Consider the following 18,161-nt stretch of genomic DNA (forward strand, 5'->3'; position numbering starts at 1 on the left):
TAGGCACAGTACTTTCTTCTTTCAATTGCTCAATTTTCAGTTTTCCTGACTTAATAATTCTAACATTTGAAACCAATTCAAATAGTCTATTTCCTCTAGATTCATTTCTGGTTTGGATTACTATTTTTAAATGATATTCTTTTCCTTGACAAGACCTTTCAAGCTTTTCTATTGCATCATTTAAGGTTTCGTATTTACCTTGAATTTTGATTGGAACTGGCTTTTCATTAAAGTGGTTTTTTAAAAAACCGTCAATTCCTGAATTCCTTTGTACTGGTAATGCGTCTATGCTATTTAACAGGGCTATCTCGTAATCTGATTTTTCTAGGTAACTTTCCGAACCTTTGTTTAGAAGAGCGGATTCGGTTATAATCATTTCTTCTAATCTTTTATTTGCTAGTTCAACTGCGTCATTTGAGGCATCTATTCCGATAAAATTTCTGTTCATAGATTTTGCAGCAACACAAGTAGTTCCGCTACCACAAAATGGGTCGACTACTAAATCTCCTTCGTCCGTTACTATTTTAATAATCTCTTTTAACAGTAAGACGGGTTTTTGTGTTGGATATCCAACTCTTTCTTTTGCTTTTGGGTTTAGATATGGGATTTCCCAAGTGTCCGATAATGGCACGCCCTTTTTTTCTTTACCTAAAACTATATTTCCGTTTTCATCCGTTTTGTAAATGGATTTACCATTTGTGGTTTTTTCACGGTCTTGTAATATTTGGTCTATGTTCGTAGTTGGTGCGTAATCAGTATAAAATTGGTTGAATTTAAAATCGTCAGATTTTGAATAGAAATAAATGTTTTGGTGTGAATTCAATAAACCTTTTTTTGAATTTGACCATCTTTTATAACTCCAAATAATTTCGCTTCTAAAGTTTTGCATTCCAAAAACTTTATCGAGGGTAACTCGAATATAATGAGAAGCAACTTTGTCACAATGTAAAAAAACACTTCCACTATCTTTTAGAACTCTTTCGCACTCAATTAAGCAAGACTCAATTAAGTTTAGATAATCATCTAATGATTCCCAACTATCACTAAATTCATATTTCTTACTTGAATCACGAGTAACTAAACTATGTTTTTTTTGAGTGTAAAATGGTGGGTCAAAATATATCAAATCAACAGATTTTGAGTCAATTTCTTTGATTCTATCGATACAATTTCCTAGATAAATATTATTTACTTCCATCTTCTGGTGTTCTTTTGTTAGCTATTTTTGTCAAGATTTCTTTTAAATCATAACCGCTATAATTCTTTATGTATTCCCAAGCTTCTTCTCCGCCATAATATTCTCCTTTAACTCCTGTGTAAATAGTTTTCAATGTCTCTTGAATTCTAATAGCTTGTGTTCTTTGTGGATAATAAAACATAACTCTTATTGGTATATGTCCGTGACTTTGAATAGCTTTTACTCTAGTGTGTTCTTTTGTTATATGGTCTCCATCAGTTGTCGCATCTCGCCATTTTATTTCAATCGCATTATTTCCATCTAGGAAATCTATTTCAAAAGTTTTAGGTCTTTGTCCTTGATTATTTTCAACTAAAATTTTCCCACCTTCCACATTTTTAAATTTCAAACATAAAGAAGCAGCTTCTTCAAGGAATGAACCAACATATTTGTAAAGAAATCGACCTGTATTTTGATATTCGTCTATTAGTCGACCTTCTTCAGTAGCAATGCCTAATACTCGATAAACTAAATAATGCGAATTGTCGTCAGTTAGCATTTCCTCTTTTCGGCTGTCAATTTTTATTCTCAAGCTATCAGAATATCTTTCTGCTAACTCTTCCATTTTCGCGGTTAAAAAATCATAACCTTTCCCTTTTTCAATTGCTTCTGTTATTTCTTTTTTCTCTAATTCATATGCTTCTTGAATTAATTCCTTTTTGGTTTTTTTTCATAGTGTTTATTCCGAGGGCTTGACAAAATTTTACAAGGTCTGCTTTTAAATATCTTTCAAATTCTGCCATTATTTTTTAATTCCTAATTTTCTTTTTACAAAGATACATTTTTATAATTGTTCGAGTTTTCTCGGTATTGTGCCTAACGGTCTCGTATAACCGTCAGTTACGGGTTAAGTTAGCGTTTATTTTCGGTTTGGCACAGGCCTTAACAATTCCGAGTGGATTCGGACTTGGTCGAATCCGCCGTAATTGCGGTTATACATTGTGTGTGCCCAGCATGGGCGTCTTTTATTTATCGAAGATAAATAATTAATCTAGAGGGTGCAAGTCCCTTATGGGCAGGGGTTATCCTTCGACCTTGCTCAGGACAGGCTTATTGAACCATTAGTAAGTCGCAAGCTAGTTTACCGTGAGGTATGCAGTGAACCCTTCGACAGGCTCAGGGCTGGTGAAGCGAGACTACAAAGCTCGGTACTGAGGTACACGAACCGCATATTGAGGCTATTAGATCGGATAAGTAGGCACATCACTACAAAGTCCAAAATGCTGTTTTTTTTCAGTAGGTATCGAAATAGTAGATGCGGCAGGGATTAAGTGAAAGAAGATGTCATTACCTGGGGAGGTCTCCAGAGCCACGAGTTGGCTGTATGGAGAAGTCAGCAGAAGTCATAGTAGGCATAGGAAACGAGTTGTGTAGTAGTAACACATAGGTCTCACAAGTAAGGAAGGACAGAACATTAAATCACGTTTAAATTCGATTAGGAGGCATTGCTAGCCTAATCTTAGGCAGACAGGAGTACAACAAATTATTTAAACCTATGATTGCATCGGTATTAGAAGCTACTAACCTTTATAAAGCAGAACGTCAAGTCTTGCGTAACAAGGGTGCTAGTGGAGTAGATGGAGTTAGGTATTGGGATCTTCCCGATTTTATACGGAAACACCGAACCAAGCTTCTAACCTCTATTTTGGATAATAGCTATACCCCCGATGGGATTTTAGGAGTCCGTATTCCCAAAGGTCAAGGTAAAACCAGACTTTTGGGTATTCCAACAGTAGTAGACAGGTGGTTGCAACAAGCGGTAAGCCAACAACTAATGACAAAGTTCGAATATGATTTTGAATCGTTTAGTTATGGTTTCCGTCCAAAGAAGAACATCCATAAAGCAGTGTTACAAGCACAGGGGTACATCAATGATGGATTTCAGGATATTGTAGATATTGATTTAGAAGGATTTTTTGATAAGGTAGACCACAGTATTTTACTACAATTAATTTACAACAAGGTACCATGTCCGATTACCCTTCGATTGATTCGTAAATGGCTACGATCTCCCATTGTTATAGATGGTAGGTTTTATAAACGCCGAAGAGGCATCCCTCAAGGCAGCCCCCTAAGCCCATTATTATCTAATATTATGTTAGATGTTTTGGATAAGGAACTGGAAAGACAAGGCCTTCGTTATGTTCGCTATGCAGATGATTTTAGTATCTATACAAAATCCAAAAGCAAAGCTAAAGAGGTTGGAAACAGGGTTTATGTTTTTCTAAGAGAAAGACTTAAATTACCAATAAACAAGGCAAAAAGCGGTATACGCAGACCTGTAAATTTTGAGTTGCTAGGGCATGGATTTGTGCCGATCTACAAGAAAGGCATAAAAGGACAGTACCAGTTGGTTGTTAGTAAAAGTAGTTGGAATACATTTAAGCGTAATCTTAAAGGTTTGACCAAGAAAACCAAACCGATGTCCTTGATAGAACGATTGGACAGAATTACCCAAGTATGCAGAGGATGGGTCAACAATTATCGGTTGACCAATAGCTACACCAAACTTAAAAAGTTAGATGAGTGGCTACGTAATCGGTTACGGTATTGTATTTGGCATGATTGGAAAAAGGTAGAGAGAAAACGTAAGAACCTGATCCGATTAGGGATTAAACATGGACAAGCCTATGCTTGGAGTCGAACCCGAATGGGAGGTTGGGCAGTAGCTCAAAGTCCTGTACCAGGTACTACCATTACCATATCCAGACTTAAAAGAAAAGGATACGTTCCTATGATAGACTACTTAAATAAGGAGCAAACTTCGATTTGGTGAACCGCCTGTTACGAGACCCGTATGGCAGGTGGTACTTCGATAAACTCAGTAGAGCTGTGTGAGGTGCACTCCGCTATCTAATGATGGCGGAGCCATCTACACGATTTGCTGTAACCAGAAAAAATCACCTTTTATGCGGGTCTCATAAAGCAGCTCAAAATACTGCAATGCTATATTCTTTTTTCAGAACTTGCAAAATGCAAAATATCAATTCCAGAGAATGCTTCAAAATACCTTAGAAAAAATACTGAAGCACAGCATGCAAACCTGTTTTTGGCTTAATAATTTTTTCTTCTCGATTCATCTGACTAAATTTAATATTACTAATTTATTAAAATTGTCAAATTAAATTTTAACTATTACAATTAATTGCATATAGTTTTCTGCCTAAAACATCATAAATCAAATTTCAAACTCAAACCAAATCTGTCTGTTTTAGCAATCGAGTTTGTATACCCCTAGATATCTAATTAAGATTGTGTGTCATCAAAATTCCGCCTATTTTCACATTCACTTTATTAACACTTCTTAATACAAATTGTTTAAAAATCATATTTTGCTCTATATTTTCAGATTAATTTCGTTATAGTTCAAGAATATAATTGACTAAACTTTGCTCTCTGGATAAACAAAGTTTTTTTCTAAGCCTATATCGTTTAATCTCCACACTTCTTACAGAAATATTAAGCAATGGGGCAATTTCTTTAGACGATAAATTAAGCCTTAAATAGGTACAAAACCTTAGATCATTAGGGGTCAAATCAGCATGTTTTGCTTTTAATTTATTCAAAAAATCTCTATCGGTATTATTGAATGCTTCTTCAAAATGTTTCCAGTCATCTTTATCGTTTAAATTTTTATTGATGATCTTTTCTGCACTTATGAGTCCTTCTTTTCCTGATTTAGATTTTAGAAGTTCTTTTTTGATCTTGTTTAAGATTTCATTTTTTTTGATGATACCCATAGTAGATGAAGCAAGTTCACGATTCTTATTTTCTATATCTTGGGTTAACTTTTCGTTAGTAAGTCTCATGATTTCTCGTTCATTTTCTAGCTGTTTTAACTCAAGTTGTTTTTTATTTTCTTCTATCATTTTTTGCTTCTGTTTGGTAAAGTAGCGTTTATACATTATATGTGTTAAAAATGATATAAAACATAAGCATACAAAATAAACTATCATTGCCCGTATAGACAAGTACCAAGGTTTATTTATCGAAAATTTATATTTGGTAACATTTTCACTCAGTTTGTTCCCTACTTTAGCTCTAACCATAAATGTATATATACCATGTGGTAAATTTTCAAAAACAACCTGAGAATTCGTTTTCCAACTACTCCAATTTTCATGAAAACCACTTAGTTTATATTGAAAATTAGAAATTAAGTACTTATTATATTCTGGAATTGTATAGGAAAAAGAAATTGTACTTAAATTGAAATCAAAATCAGGTTGTGTTTCTGAAAAAGATACATCCACAAATTCTGCATCTTTACTCCTTACAGATACCCTGTCTAAAACTACGGCATGCTCTTCAGATTTTATTTTAGATAAATCTAGAATCATATACCCATTAGTTGTTCCAGATATATATATACCTTCTTCGATTTGAGTGATATTTTCAAAACCAAACATTTCTTTTCTTAAAGATCTTGAAATAGGTAACTCTGTAATTTTTAGTTCATCTGAAAACTGACTTGATGAGATATAACCAATATTATCCTGAGAAAAAAACCATAATTTCCCGGTATTATCTTTTATAAGTTTTCCTGTATGATAATTTTCACTGCCCGAAACCTGAGTTATTATATTTTCTTTCACAAAGCTCTTTATTTGTTTATTATATATAAAAACACCTTGTTCATGTGCGTATATAATATAATCTTTGTACTTAACTATATTTGAGTTTTTCCCTTTTTTTATTGAAGATTCTTTGGTGAAATCTAATACTTTAGAGAATTCTTTATCTATTTTTACTTTAAACAAACCTTTATATTCGTGATTTACCCATAAATCCAGTCCCTGTATTTCTATATATCTGGCCGAATAATCAAAACCTTTTATCTTATGTTTAAAACTCCATTTATCATTTTTCTTTTCTAATACACTTAATCCTGTATATGTACCTTGTAATAACCAATCCGGATGCTCTGGAATAGTTTTAAAATTCCATCCACCATTCATTGAAGAGATCTGCTTAGATGTATTATTCTGTATAAGAAAGGTGCCTAAATCATGCCCGCAGAAAAGGGAATTATCATATACAAAAAGACTCCAAACCTGACCATCTGTCCCTTCTACAAGCCTGAATAGGTCATCTGTATTTGTTTTTTTATAAAATAACCCCTGATTGGTCCCCAGATAAAGAAAATCTTCAAAAACTATTGAAGCATATACAGTACCTATATTTCCTTTATAATCATTAAAAAAAGTAATAGGAGATTTTATGTTTATACAGTTGATCCCTTTATCGAGTCCCAACCAAATATTGTCATCGACATCTTCAAACAAGGATAAAACTGTATTATTGCTTAATCCTTCCTTTTGATTAATTTGATGAATTATCTCTCCTTTTGAAGACAGATAAATGATTCCTTCGGATATAGTCCCTAAAACAAAACTCTTATCTCTTAGCTGTATGCTACTATATATCTTAGAAGTCTTTAATACCTTATCCGCAGGGATATTCCATTTATGAACGATATCATCATTAGAATATTTGTAAAAACCGTTATTTTTTGTAAGTAAAAGAATCCCATCCGAAGTTTGAGAAATATTAATTACTTGATCATTTTTGGCTACAGGAAAATCGGTAACTAGTACTGGCTCACCATTCTTTATTTTTAAAATGCCTCGGGCTGTATCTTGGTAGTAAATTATTCCATCGACATTAAATATACCTTGTATGCCAATTTTGGATTCTATAATATTAATTTCTTTAGTATCAATATTATAAATATAAATCCTGTTCAATGATTGAAACAACACTCGGTTTTCTTGATTTACAATATGCCAAAATTGTTCATCCTCTATTAAACCTTCTTTGATAGTATCACTTAAAGAGGTGTATTCTAGTTTTCCGAAATCATTTTTTTTCCAATACCCAAAATTCATATAGAAACCTGTATATATGCGGTCATTAACTACATTTACAGATCTTATTACCGTTTCATTTGGTGTTGGGTATAATGTCCATGTCGCCCCATTAAATTCTAATAAACCTTTATTGTTCGCTACATATATATATTTATTATTAGACTGAGAAATAGACCAATTTTGAGTTTCTCCCCCATAAGTTTCTGGAAGATATTTTTCTATTGGAGGTAATTCTTGCGAAAATATTAATATCGAAAATAGAAATAAAAAGAGCACGATATTTTTTTCCTTGGAGATTAAATAACCTAAAATAAACATAAGTAGGTATTATAATTATGTATGAAACAAAACTTACTATTAATAATATCATTCTAAGAAGTAATATCTTCTCTTAGTACCCTGTTGTTATATAGTTTTTTGAGGATATAATTAGTAGAATTATATCAAAATAAAAATAATCATTATATGATGAAGCATAATAAATTTTCTTCGATTTATAAAGTTATCCTGTATAACTTATAGGTTTTGATAATATTGTAATGTTCATTAAGATTTCAGGATCTACTTTAGTTAATTTTTCTGAACAAGAATATCAATGAATATTTACTTTTAACATACTCTTGCTTTCAGGTATTTTGATAGCCCAATTTTTTCTTGATTAGAGTACATTTTTGTAGGTTACAAAGCTCCAACCTGCTAATTTAAAGAACATATTTTCTTTGCTGCTTAAATACGATCAAATATTAATCGAATTTATATTATAAAGAAATTGTATGTCCCTTTTTTTAAGAAGTAAAAGCTATCGGGAACAAAAAATACCACAACATTACCTTTACAAAAACACAATAGATCTATTTTATTAATTATTTAAGGAATTTCTCAAAAGCTCCTGAAAGAGCATGTTTAAAAAAGGAAGGCGAATTATGAGGTATGATTAATAACCATATTCATTGTTGTATACTTTTTGTTGTAATATATTGTACTACATCTACACAATGCTTTTCTAAATTTGCTATAGTCAGAAAGAGGAATATTAGTGAATAAAAACAATAACTGTTTAATCCTAAAAAATAATGTTTATGATATAGAATCTCTGAGATTTTTATAAAAAAACAATCTTGACACCTCATATTCTTCTCTAATTTACAGATACCCATAGCCTTTTTACTCCATCTAAAGTTAATCAATAGATACCTATGTGTATATGTAGATAAAAAGGAATCATCTTCATAAAATAACTTAACAACACAAATAATATGAAAACAATTAAAACAATATTTTTTTTAACTTTTTTGATAGCAATAAATCCTGTTGCTACTTCCCAAAATTGGAATTTAGTGTGGCAAGATGAATTTAATAACGGTATCAGTTCTGATTGGGTTTTCGAAACAGGAAATAACTCGGGATGGGGAAACGAAGAATTACAATATTATCGGCGTGAAAATGCTGTAGTAGAAAATGGTAAATTAGTTATTACTGCAAAGAGAGAAAATTTTGGTGGACAGCAGTATACTTCTGCAAGAATGAAAACTCAGGGCAGAAGAAAATTTAAGTATGGGAAAGTAGAAGCAAGTATCGCGATGCCTTCTGGCCAAGGATTATGGCCGGCTTTCTGGATGTTAGGCAGTAATATTACTTCTGTAGGATGGCCAGCCTGTGGGGAAATAGATATTATGGAACACGTTAACAGTGAATCTGAGGTTCATGGAACCATACATTGGCAGGATGACAAAGGAAATTATGCATTATATGGCGGGCATACCGATGTTAATATAAATAATTATCATGTATACTCTGTTGAATGGAACGAGAAGAGCATTAAATGGTTTGTTGATGGAAACCAGTATCATGAAGTCAATACCAGTAATGGCATTAATGGAACAAGTGAATTTCATAATGAATTTTTTTTACTGTTTAATTTAGCCGTAGGAGGTAAATGGCCGGGGTTTTCGATTGATAATAGCAAAATACCTGCAAGTATGTATGTAGATTATGTGCGTGTATATCAAAAGAATGAAAACAATTTTCCTCATTTTATAGAAGCAGAAAACTATACTGCTATGAAAGGTGTTCAAATAGAAGATACTTCTGATTCTGGAGAAGGACAAAATGTAGGATGGATTGATACTGGAGATTGGATGGCTTACAATAATATTAATATTCCCGTTTCAGGAAATTATACTGTTCAATATCGTGTTGCTAGTATTAATGGAGGCAATCTGTCTCTTGACATCAATGCCGGGGCTTCAAAACTTGGCGAAATAACTATTCCTCCAACAGGAGGGTGGCAAAATTGGAAAACAATTTCTCATTCGGTATACATTAATGCTGGAACTCATAACTTTGGAATATTTGCTACTAAGGGTGGATGGAATTTGAATTGGATTTCAATAAAAGGGCAATCTTCCAAAATAAACACTACTAAAAACGTATCGACAAACACAGGTACTTTTCTAGAAGAACTTTCTGTCTATCCAAACCCCTTTACGAACACAATTCAATTCAGTGCAAATTTAAAAAATGCAAAGATTACCATTTTTAATGCTTTAGGATATGAAATAAGTAGCTCAAAAATAATTGATGCAACTATTCCTGTGGATCTTTCTAATCTTAGCACAGGATTATACTTAGTAACCATAGAAAAAGATGGAATTAAAAAAACAAAACGTTTGTTTAAAGAATAATTTACCCTATCTCAGTATAATAGAAATTATAGAGACTATTATACTGAGATCAAAACCTTTTTTTAATAATTAAAACTCTAAACGTAACACAAATGAAAACAAAATTTAAAAACAAAATTACCTACGGCTTTTTTATTGGTTTACTGGTATTTTTGGGTTCTATAGCCCAAGCACAAACATTGCCCTATGAAATTACTAACAATTCTGAATATCCCGACAACGAGGTATTTATAGCAATAGTAGGTATTACAGATGGACATGTATGGGTAGATCCTGTAACAAGCAAGGTTCATCGTATGGGTCGCTCTAATAACACGGTTCAAGGACCTGTGATTAATGGTAATCAGGGACCAGGTCTGGATGGCAAGTATGCTAATTGCTTCCGTCGGTTAAGTGATATTCCCAATCAAACGATCCAGATTCCTAAAATAGCAGGATGTCGGATCATGATTTCTTTTAAAAGTCAGTTATATCTTTACTTTTTTGGTCATTCAGGAAGCCCTAAAGGATATTCTGCTCCAAACCTGGCTAATCCAACAGATCCTAATCAAGGAATTAAATTTGAACTGATAGAATTAACCTTCAATGATGGTGGGCTGTGGTGTAATACCTCAAGAGTTGATTCCTACCAATATCCTATGGGGCTTGAAGTTTGGGGAGATAATTTTTATAAAAAAGTAGGAGAATTAAAAAAACACAGCGACATTATGGCACAATGGCAAGCAACAGCTCCTAATGAATTTAAAAGTTTGTTAAACACATCAGAGGGAGCTATTCATTTTCCAACCAAAGTAGCATCATTTCCCAAAAACTTTATGGATGGATATATTAATGATATATGGTCCAAATATTCTAGTCAGGAACTAGCCTTTACATCAGATGCGGGCATTTGGAGAGGAAGAGTACAAGGAGGAAACCGATTTGTATTTCGCCGAGATAGCGATGGACAGGTTGCGACCATTTCTGGAAAACCAACAACTTTGGCCGCTATGGAAGGTAGTGGTGTTATGGCATCAGGAACGCGATGGGATTTGGTAGTGCAAGCTCAAATGGTTGCTGCAATTACACGGCATGCAGTTGATTTAAATGTGCCTTCTGGTGTACTACAAAATTTTGGAGATACATCCAAATACTACAAAACATGGCCTTATAACTGGTATTCTAAATTTTTTCACGAAACAGATATTAGCTTTGAGAGCCAAACGTATACTTTTGCTTATGATGATGTTTATAACCAGTCTGCAACTATCCATACCCCAAAACCTAGAAATATAAAAATTACAATTGGGGGGGTTGATGGCCATGAAGGATTTAGTGAGCTAATTGAAGCTGAGGATTATGTGAATTCTTATAATGTAAAAAAAGAAACTTGTTCTGAAGGAGGACAAAATGTAGGGTATCTTACTAACGGATCTTGGATGATCTGGAACATTGATATTCCTGCAAACGGATCTTATAAAGTAGAATATAGAGTAGCCAGTCCTAATGAAGGTGGGGTTATTCAGCTAGAAAAGGCAGGAGGACAACATATTTATGGTACAATGAGAGTTCCAAATACCAGAGGGTGGCAAAATTGGGAAACCATATCTCATAATGTTGATCTAATAAAAGGGCAACAGCAGATAGCTATTAACGTCCTTAAAGCAGGATATAATATTAATTGGTTGAAAATCATTAGTGATAAAAAAACATTGGAAATAGCCACATCAAGTATCATCAAAGAAAATAAACAGCAATTAAAGATTTCTCCTAATCCATTTATGGATCAAATAAAGTTAAGCTTTGATGGCAAGTATGCTAAAATCACTATTTTTGATGGGTTAGGGCGCAAAGTATTATATTCTACTACTAAACCAAACCAACCCATCGACTTATCCAATCTTAATAAAGGTATATATCTTGTTAAAGTAAATATTGAAGGAAGTGTAGTTACCGAAAGGCTTATCAAAAACTAATTTGATTTTATATTAAATACTATAGCTAAATTAATATGAAATGGCATAAAAGATTTATAAAGGAAAAAATCGAAGTTCAAGGCAAAAAACGCAGTCATAGCAGAGCTATGACGAGTATTTTTAACGTAGAAATTCGATTTTTTACTAGAAAGATTACTGTTATTTTATGTTGATTTAGCTATATAATTTAAATAATACCATTTCTTAATTAAAAGTACTGGTATATGCGGTTATTAAGTATTGGTGAGAAGTTATACTTTTGGCTTTTTCTCAATTAGCTTAATGACCTTTTGTTCTAGTTGATCTAATGATTTATAAATTTTCATTGCTATTTTATACCATTTCTGATTTAAAATTACCCCCTAAAATTTGCTCTTTTTAGTTTATGCTTCAAAATAAAATTTAATCATAGCCTTGACTATGCTTGCATTTTCTTTTTTGCCTAAACAAAAAATACCTGTATTTTATTTGAGTATTTTTAAATCAGAACTGGTATTACTTTTAAACCATTGCCACATTTGTTCTGCTGGGTTAGTTCTGGGCAGTTTTTTTAAAGGCTTCGAGAGCCTAACCCTTCAGGGATTGGTGTGCTGAAGTGTTCAAAGTCTATTCCTTCTTGTTAAAAACCTGTTCCCTGCCACAAAATTTACGGGCGCGGGGTGTTTTACCTTGGGCGCTAGCATAGTTTCCTCGGGCGCGGAGTACTTTTGGTCGGGCGCGGGGGCAGAAACCCAAGGCGCGTAGGGTGGTCACCCGGGCGCGGGCATAGTTAGTCTGGGCGCGGGTATAAATAACCAGCCCGCGGGCATGGGAGAGACAGGCGCGTGGCGCGCCCGACCTCACCTGCTCCGCGGGCGGGTAATAGCAAGGTTTTTCTATCTTTCTTTAATGGTGATCTGTATTTTTTTTTGGCATATTACAAAATACAAATTATTACAGTACTATCATATATGAAATGGTATAAAAAGCAAGGCTGCCTGAAAAGACAGCCTTGTTTTGTTATTCACATTTCGTATAATTTTATCTCTATAATGTAAAACAATAGGGCTAAAAATTAGTAGCAATAATTAACTTATTTCTATTAGCTGTTGCAAAATCCATTAAGATTGCACCATAGCGACCAGCAGTATTATTGGTAAAATAACTGGTTATTTTTGGGTTGATATTGTTAGATACCTTGGAAATTCTAGGAATACCAAGCCAGTTTGTTTGGTATCCGCTAGTAAAATTAATGTACATCGCTCTACTGTCTCCGTTTTTGGCAGTAGATAATAAGCTTATTATATCATTCCATTTATCATGGTTGTTTGATACTTTGTATTTATCTTGTATTTCTAGAATAGCTTTGCCATTGTTTATAGTAAAAGTGGTATTATCTTTCCAGTTGGTAGCATTTATACCTTTTTGATTATTTGAATGAAATCTTCTTAGCAATACAATTTTCCCTCTTGCGTTATTTAATGTGGGAATATGCTCCTTCAAGTACCATTTACTGGTATTCTGATTAATATAAGTATCTAAAGTAGCTTCAAATGAACGGTTATTGTTACTAGGGTCATGTTCTTCTTTTATTAACATGATAATAGTTTCAGTAGGGTTTCTATTTAAAAAATCATAACAATAGCTTAACACATCATTAAAGTTAAGTTTTTGGTACACAGCTCCATGATGTATGGTAAAACTATTATCAATATGCCTACACCTAATGTCCAAAAAACGAGTGCCGTTATTTAGTTGCTCCCCAATAGTTAAATCTTGGCTCTTTGCCGTGTCAGAAAGAAAAGAGGAATCAAACCTTGCTCCAGAATCATGTGTTCCGGGAATACTTAATGCAGAAAGACTTACATTATCGTTAATAGCCCCCATCCAATTAGATAAAGAATAGTTAGGGCTATATTTTTTGATATCGCCTGAATCTAATGAGGTTTGAAGGACAACAGATTCTAAGCTGTCATCCTTTTCACAGGATTGAAAAAGTAAGGCTGCTGTCATTACTAAAACTGCCTTAGCAATAAAATTGGTTTTCATATTTGTAAATTTAAATTGGTTTAATTTATAATCGCTTTTTTTATTAAAGCCCTATGGGATTGGATATTTTCTAATATCAAGTTATTCGTCTATTATTGGTATTAATCCAAAAAAAGGGTTGCTTAAATGTTTTTTTATGTGTGTTCAAAACACTTACAACCCTTTAAATGGTTTCATAAAAACTAAATGATTATTTTGCTTTTACCTTACAACTATAAATTTTTTAACAATAGAAGATTTCTTTTCAGTAACTTTAAGGAAATATGTCCCCTCTGGTAAATGACTAATATCTAATTGTAAATCACCAAAATTGTTATAGCCAATATGTATAGGGTTTCCTATGGTTTTTCCAATAGCATTTATCACTTTTACAGTTATACTTGAATCTTGGTTGATTTTGTACAGAATTGCCAACCTGTCATTTGCCGGGTTTGGATAGAGTTTCAAATTAGACAAAGGTTGTGCTATATTTAATCTATTAGAGTCCTTTATAGTTGCTTTTTCAAATTTTACCCAATTAAGATTAAAAGCCCCTCCATTAAGGTTAAGCCGCAAGACTTGATTATCGTTAGGATCAGTAATATTTACGTTTTTGATTGTTACATCCTTCCATGATTGGTAGCCACCTGTATTTGGGACTGTAAGCGTACCAAGGTTAGATAACCCAAGTTTGACATCTATAGATTTGGGGGTATTAGCAGGGCTGGCCACTCTAAATGTAATATCATAATTACCAGCCTCTATATTAGCAATGGTATATGTAAGCCATTCCCCATCATTTATCCATCCTACATTTGTTCCTTTTCCTTCGTCGGTTGTGTTTTCGATATCTACTCCTTCATTAAGCCTTCCCTGGTTACCATTATTAGAAGTATCGGTATCATTATAAGCAATACCTTGTCCTCCATTATTATAATCTTCTACTTGTACAATGCCAGGAATCGAATGCTCTTTGTAAGCTGTGTTTTTTTTGAACTGTACCCAATTAAGATTAAAAGCCCCTCCATTAAGGTTAAGCCGCAGGACTTGGTTATCGTTAGGATCAGTAATGTTTACGTTTTTGATTGTTACATCTTTCCATGATTGGTAGCCACCTGTATTTGGGACTGTAAGCGTACCAAGGTTAGATAACCCAAGTTTGACATCTATAGATTTAGGGGTATTAACAGGGCTGGCCACTCTAAATGTAATATCATAATTACCTTTTTCTATATTCGATACAGTATACTCAAGCCATTCCCCATCATTGATATACCCTATGTTATACCCCTTTCCGATATCGGTTGTATTTTCGACATCTACCCCTTCATTAAGCCTTCCCTGGTTACCATTATTAGAGGTATCGGTATCATTGTAGGCAACATTTTGTCCTCCATTATCATAATCTTCTACTTGTATAATTCCTGGGATTGAATGTTCTTTGTATGCTGTTTGTGGGTTTGTAAGTTCTTTAATTTCAAAATCTATTACTCCAGATCCCCAAGAACCAAAACGGATAGTATTGGTAGAAGCTATATAGTCTACATCCATAGCATTAAAAAAACCGATACCTTCGGCAATAGAATACCATTTTTCTTGTTCGACAACAAATACATAAGGGCCTATATCTGTGCCAGCAAAAACATATTTTCCATCTGGGGTAACCACCATACCACCAGTTTGAGCATCTTCTCCATAAGGAAAATCCCCTGTAACATCCTCCCAAGTATCTCCACCATTTTTGGATAATATTGCCCCTACATTATTTGTACTTGGACCGCAAAACAATATCCAGTTATTTTTGTTTGGAATGACAACTCCACTTCCGATATCTGCACGGTCATAACTTTCTGTGGTTTTTTTAAAAGGAGTTGCAATTGCAGCACCAAAAGTGTCCCCTCTATTTTTCGAAATATAAACGTTTCCATCCTGAAGCATAAAGAGTTCTTCTGGATTTTTATTGCTTTGGGCAAGAGCTGCTACTTGATTAGTGCCTTTGGTCACTGTATGGCCTACTAATTTGTCCCCATTTAAGGTTGCTCTATTCAATTGTTTTGCTAGCATCCACATTCTTTGCCCTGGCTGGTTCTGATCTATATAAGTTTGAACCCAACCAATATTGGTTGCACTTCCTTTAAATATAAAGTTATGGTTAGGGTTGATTTTTCCATTTATCTGTCCTATAGATAGAAATTTTCCATCATCTGTATATGCTTTTACGGGAGCCCATACTTTATTCCCTTCACGCTGCCATTTCCATACATTGTTACCATCATAACTGTCTATAGAGGGTCCATCCCCTCCTATGTTTTGATAAAAATCGAGTGATTTTTCTGTTGTTGTTTTAGGAATAATACTTTGGCTTCCTTGGTCTTGCGTTCCAAAATGAATATGATTAGGATCTTTAGCACCAGTAAATAAACTCTCCCTATAAATTAAAGAAGTAGGGGTGTTTAGAGTAGTAATATTAATAAAATGAGCATTGGCGTATCCAGAATTATTGAAAGGTGTACCAGAAGAAGGGTAATCAATCCAATCTTTATAGGAAATAAAGATTCCTCCATCAGAACAACGAAGAGAAAAAAGATCACCACTACTATTGTAGAAGAAATATGATGATTGAAAATCAGGATGATAATTAAATCGGATGCGATTATAATAATCCTGAGCAGATAGATTAACCCCATTTTGATAATTTCCCCAGCCGGTAATATTTGATAATGTGGACTCAAGCCCATTGGTTGATACTACCGGACACATATATCCTCCAATTACAATATTTTCATTTTCTGGATTCGTAGCGAAAAACATACCGGCACTCATTTCTATTATGATGTCATAATTATTTGCTTTCGGGAATTTTTCAACCCATTTTTTTCCTCCATCAGAGGATACCCAAAATCTTCGTTTATCCCCTTCGTTAATATAAAGTTTTCTAGAATCCCCTCCTATACTAAAAAAATCATTATTTTGATTACTAGACGAATACGTGCCATTTTTAATAAATTCTGTTTTACTACTATTTAGCGTATAGAAAGAACCAGCTCTAGCTAGGTATACCCGATCAGCATTTGGTTGATTTTTATATCGAGGTGTATATAAAAAAGACTTTTTAGAATCGCTGAAATTTTGGATCAAAGAAAAACTAACCCCAAAATCGTTAGAAACATATACAGATCTGTTATTGGTTACATAAATGGTATGATTATCCTGTCTGTTAATCGCAGAACTTGTATTTGAAGCAGGAAGGCCTTTTGAGGTTTTCCAAGAGTTTCCTTCATCATCAGAATAGTATAAAGGTCCATTTTCAATATGAGCTACCAATCTGGTATTTTCTTTTATTTTAAAAGCAAACAGGTTTTGATACCGGTTTGGCCAATTAGCTGTAAGCAATTCAAAATCATCACCTCCTTTTCCTTTCTTGGGATTGTAAACAGTTCCTTTATAAATATAAGATTTTGAGTTATATTCTGATGCATAGTGGTTATGCGTTACTGCATAAACAATATCGGTACCGTCTAATATTTCTGCAAACTTAAACGCACCTGGCATATTTTTAGGCCCTCTTACAGTCCATTTCCCTTGTAAGCTGCCATTTGCATAAGTTACAGTAGAACCACTTTTATTTTTAGCAAAAGATTTGGATGTTGCAGTAAGTTTTTTAAGGATTTTTTGATGGTGTGCTGCTTGTTCAGGTGTCCATATAGCATATTTATCAGGGTTATGATCTTCTCTTTCTTTTTTTTCTTTAAAATGTGCAATAGGACGATGTAAAGGGTCTTTCTTTTTTGTAGTACATGACCATTGTGGTAGCAATAGCAAAGCCATGACTGCTAGTAAGGAAATTAATTTTTTCATTAGTAATTAGAGTTTTAAATTTATAGGTGTGTTTGTATTAAGGTTAAATTATAGTGGCAAGTTTTTAAAGAATTCATGATTTTTTTGGAAGATTATTTTATTTCAAAAATAATTTAAAGCTATTGTAAACCCTTTGTGATGTACCACTACAAAAAGTATACAGAAGTAATTTGAAGATGTCTAGAGGTTGAAAAAAAGTTTTGAAGCTTGTTTTGAAAGGAAAGGTAGGGCAAACTTAGGTTTAAAAATATATTAATAAATGTGTGGGGGTAGCAATAAAATATAGTGTGTTTGTATAGGTAATGTTGTATATAGAAATGCTTTTTTGTATTTATGGGAATCTTTTTAAACTCTAAGAATCATTTTTATGTTTTTACGGGCTATACAGATTAAAGGCCATGATTTTTTTAATCATGCATGTACTTTATAAGTATAATAGGAAAATTATTTTAAAAGTAGAATCCCTTCCTTTCAGGTCCCTTTAAATATTTGCATAAACACAACTTTTGGTATTGATTCCTAGGTTAAACTATCTTTTTTATATTAAAAA

General features: G+C 33.3%; 8 protein-coding genes. 3 read left to right on the plus strand and 5 right to left on the minus strand.

Going from position 1 to position 18,161, the window contains the following annotated elements; all coding sequences use genetic code 11:
- Positions 1-1,198 (minus strand): DNA-methyltransferase (locus ACZIYX_RS18330; protein ID WP_462683713.1); only part of this gene is annotated, 1,198 nt, incomplete at its 3' end.
- A complete protein-coding gene (locus ACZIYX_RS18335) occupies positions 1,185-1,802 on the minus strand; it encodes an ApaLI family restriction endonuclease (protein WP_462683714.1) in 618 nt (205 codons plus the stop codon). The genes ACZIYX_RS18335 and ACZIYX_RS18330, both read right to left, overlap by 14 nt.
- Positions 1,803-2,732: 930 nt before the next feature.
- On the opposite strand from ACZIYX_RS18335, the gene ltrA reads away from it, so the two are divergent.
- The gene (gene ltrA / locus ACZIYX_RS18340; RefSeq protein ID WP_462683715.1) at positions 2,733-4,013 is read left to right on the plus strand and encodes a group II intron reverse transcriptase/maturase; all 1,281 of its coding nucleotides are present in this window, start codon (positions 2,733-2,735) and stop codon (positions 4,011-4,013) included.
- 583 nt (positions 4,014-4,596) lie between these two features.
- Here ltrA and ACZIYX_RS18345 read toward each other — a convergent pair.
- Positions 4,597-7,383 (minus strand): helix-turn-helix and ligand-binding sensor domain-containing protein, encoded by a 2,787-nt coding sequence (locus tag ACZIYX_RS18345; RefSeq protein WP_462683716.1) that lies wholly within the window; start codon positions 7,381-7,383, stop codon positions 4,597-4,599.
- 980 nt (positions 7,384-8,363) lie between these two features.
- On the opposite strand from ACZIYX_RS18345, the gene ACZIYX_RS18350 reads away from it, so the two are divergent.
- Complete coding sequence (locus tag ACZIYX_RS18350; RefSeq protein WP_462683717.1) at positions 8,364-9,791, plus strand: carbohydrate-binding protein; 1,428 nt, start codon at positions 8,364-8,366, stop codon at positions 9,789-9,791.
- 92 nt (positions 9,792-9,883) lie between these two features.
- A complete protein-coding gene (locus ACZIYX_RS18355; protein WP_462683718.1) occupies positions 9,884-11,746 on the plus strand; it encodes a beta-1,3-glucanase family protein in 1,863 nt (620 codons plus the stop codon).
- Between the two features lie 1,047 nt (positions 11,747-12,793).
- Here the strand turns inward: ACZIYX_RS18355 and ACZIYX_RS18360 are convergent.
- Both ACZIYX_RS18360 and ACZIYX_RS18365 read right to left on the minus strand, forming a co-directional pair.
- A complete protein-coding gene (locus ACZIYX_RS18360; RefSeq protein ID WP_462683719.1) occupies positions 12,794-13,774 on the minus strand; it encodes a phosphatidylinositol-specific phospholipase C in 981 nt (326 codons plus the stop codon).
- A gap of 201 nt (positions 13,775-13,975) precedes the next feature.
- Positions 13,976-17,611, minus strand: coding sequence for a carbohydrate-binding protein (locus ACZIYX_RS18365; RefSeq protein ID WP_462683720.1), 3,636 nt, complete (start codon positions 17,609-17,611; stop codon positions 13,976-13,978).
- Positions 17,612-18,161: the final 550 nt, after the last annotated feature.

This window comes from Aquimarina sp. (assembly GCF_977115655.1).

Coding starts and splice junctions, on each gene's coding strand:
- ACZIYX_RS18335 (WP_462683714.1), bottom strand. CDS start 1,802: ATGGAAGAGTTAGCAGAAAGATATTCTGATAGCTTGAGAATAAAAATT.
- ltrA (WP_462683715.1), top strand. CDS start 2,733: ATGATTGCATCGGTATTAGAAGCTACTAACCTTTATAAAGCAGAACGT.
- ACZIYX_RS18350 (WP_462683717.1), top strand. CDS start 8,364: ATGAAAACAATTAAAACAATATTTTTTTTAACTTTTTTGATAGCAATA.
- ACZIYX_RS18355 (WP_462683718.1), top strand. CDS start 9,884: ATGAAAACAAAATTTAAAAACAAAATTACCTACGGCTTTTTTATTGGT.
- ACZIYX_RS18360 (WP_462683719.1), bottom strand. CDS start 13,774: ATGAAAACCAATTTTATTGCTAAGGCAGTTTTAGTAATGACAGCAGCC.
- ACZIYX_RS18365 (WP_462683720.1), bottom strand. CDS start 17,611: ATGAAAAAATTAATTTCCTTACTAGCAGTCATGGCTTTGCTATTGCTA.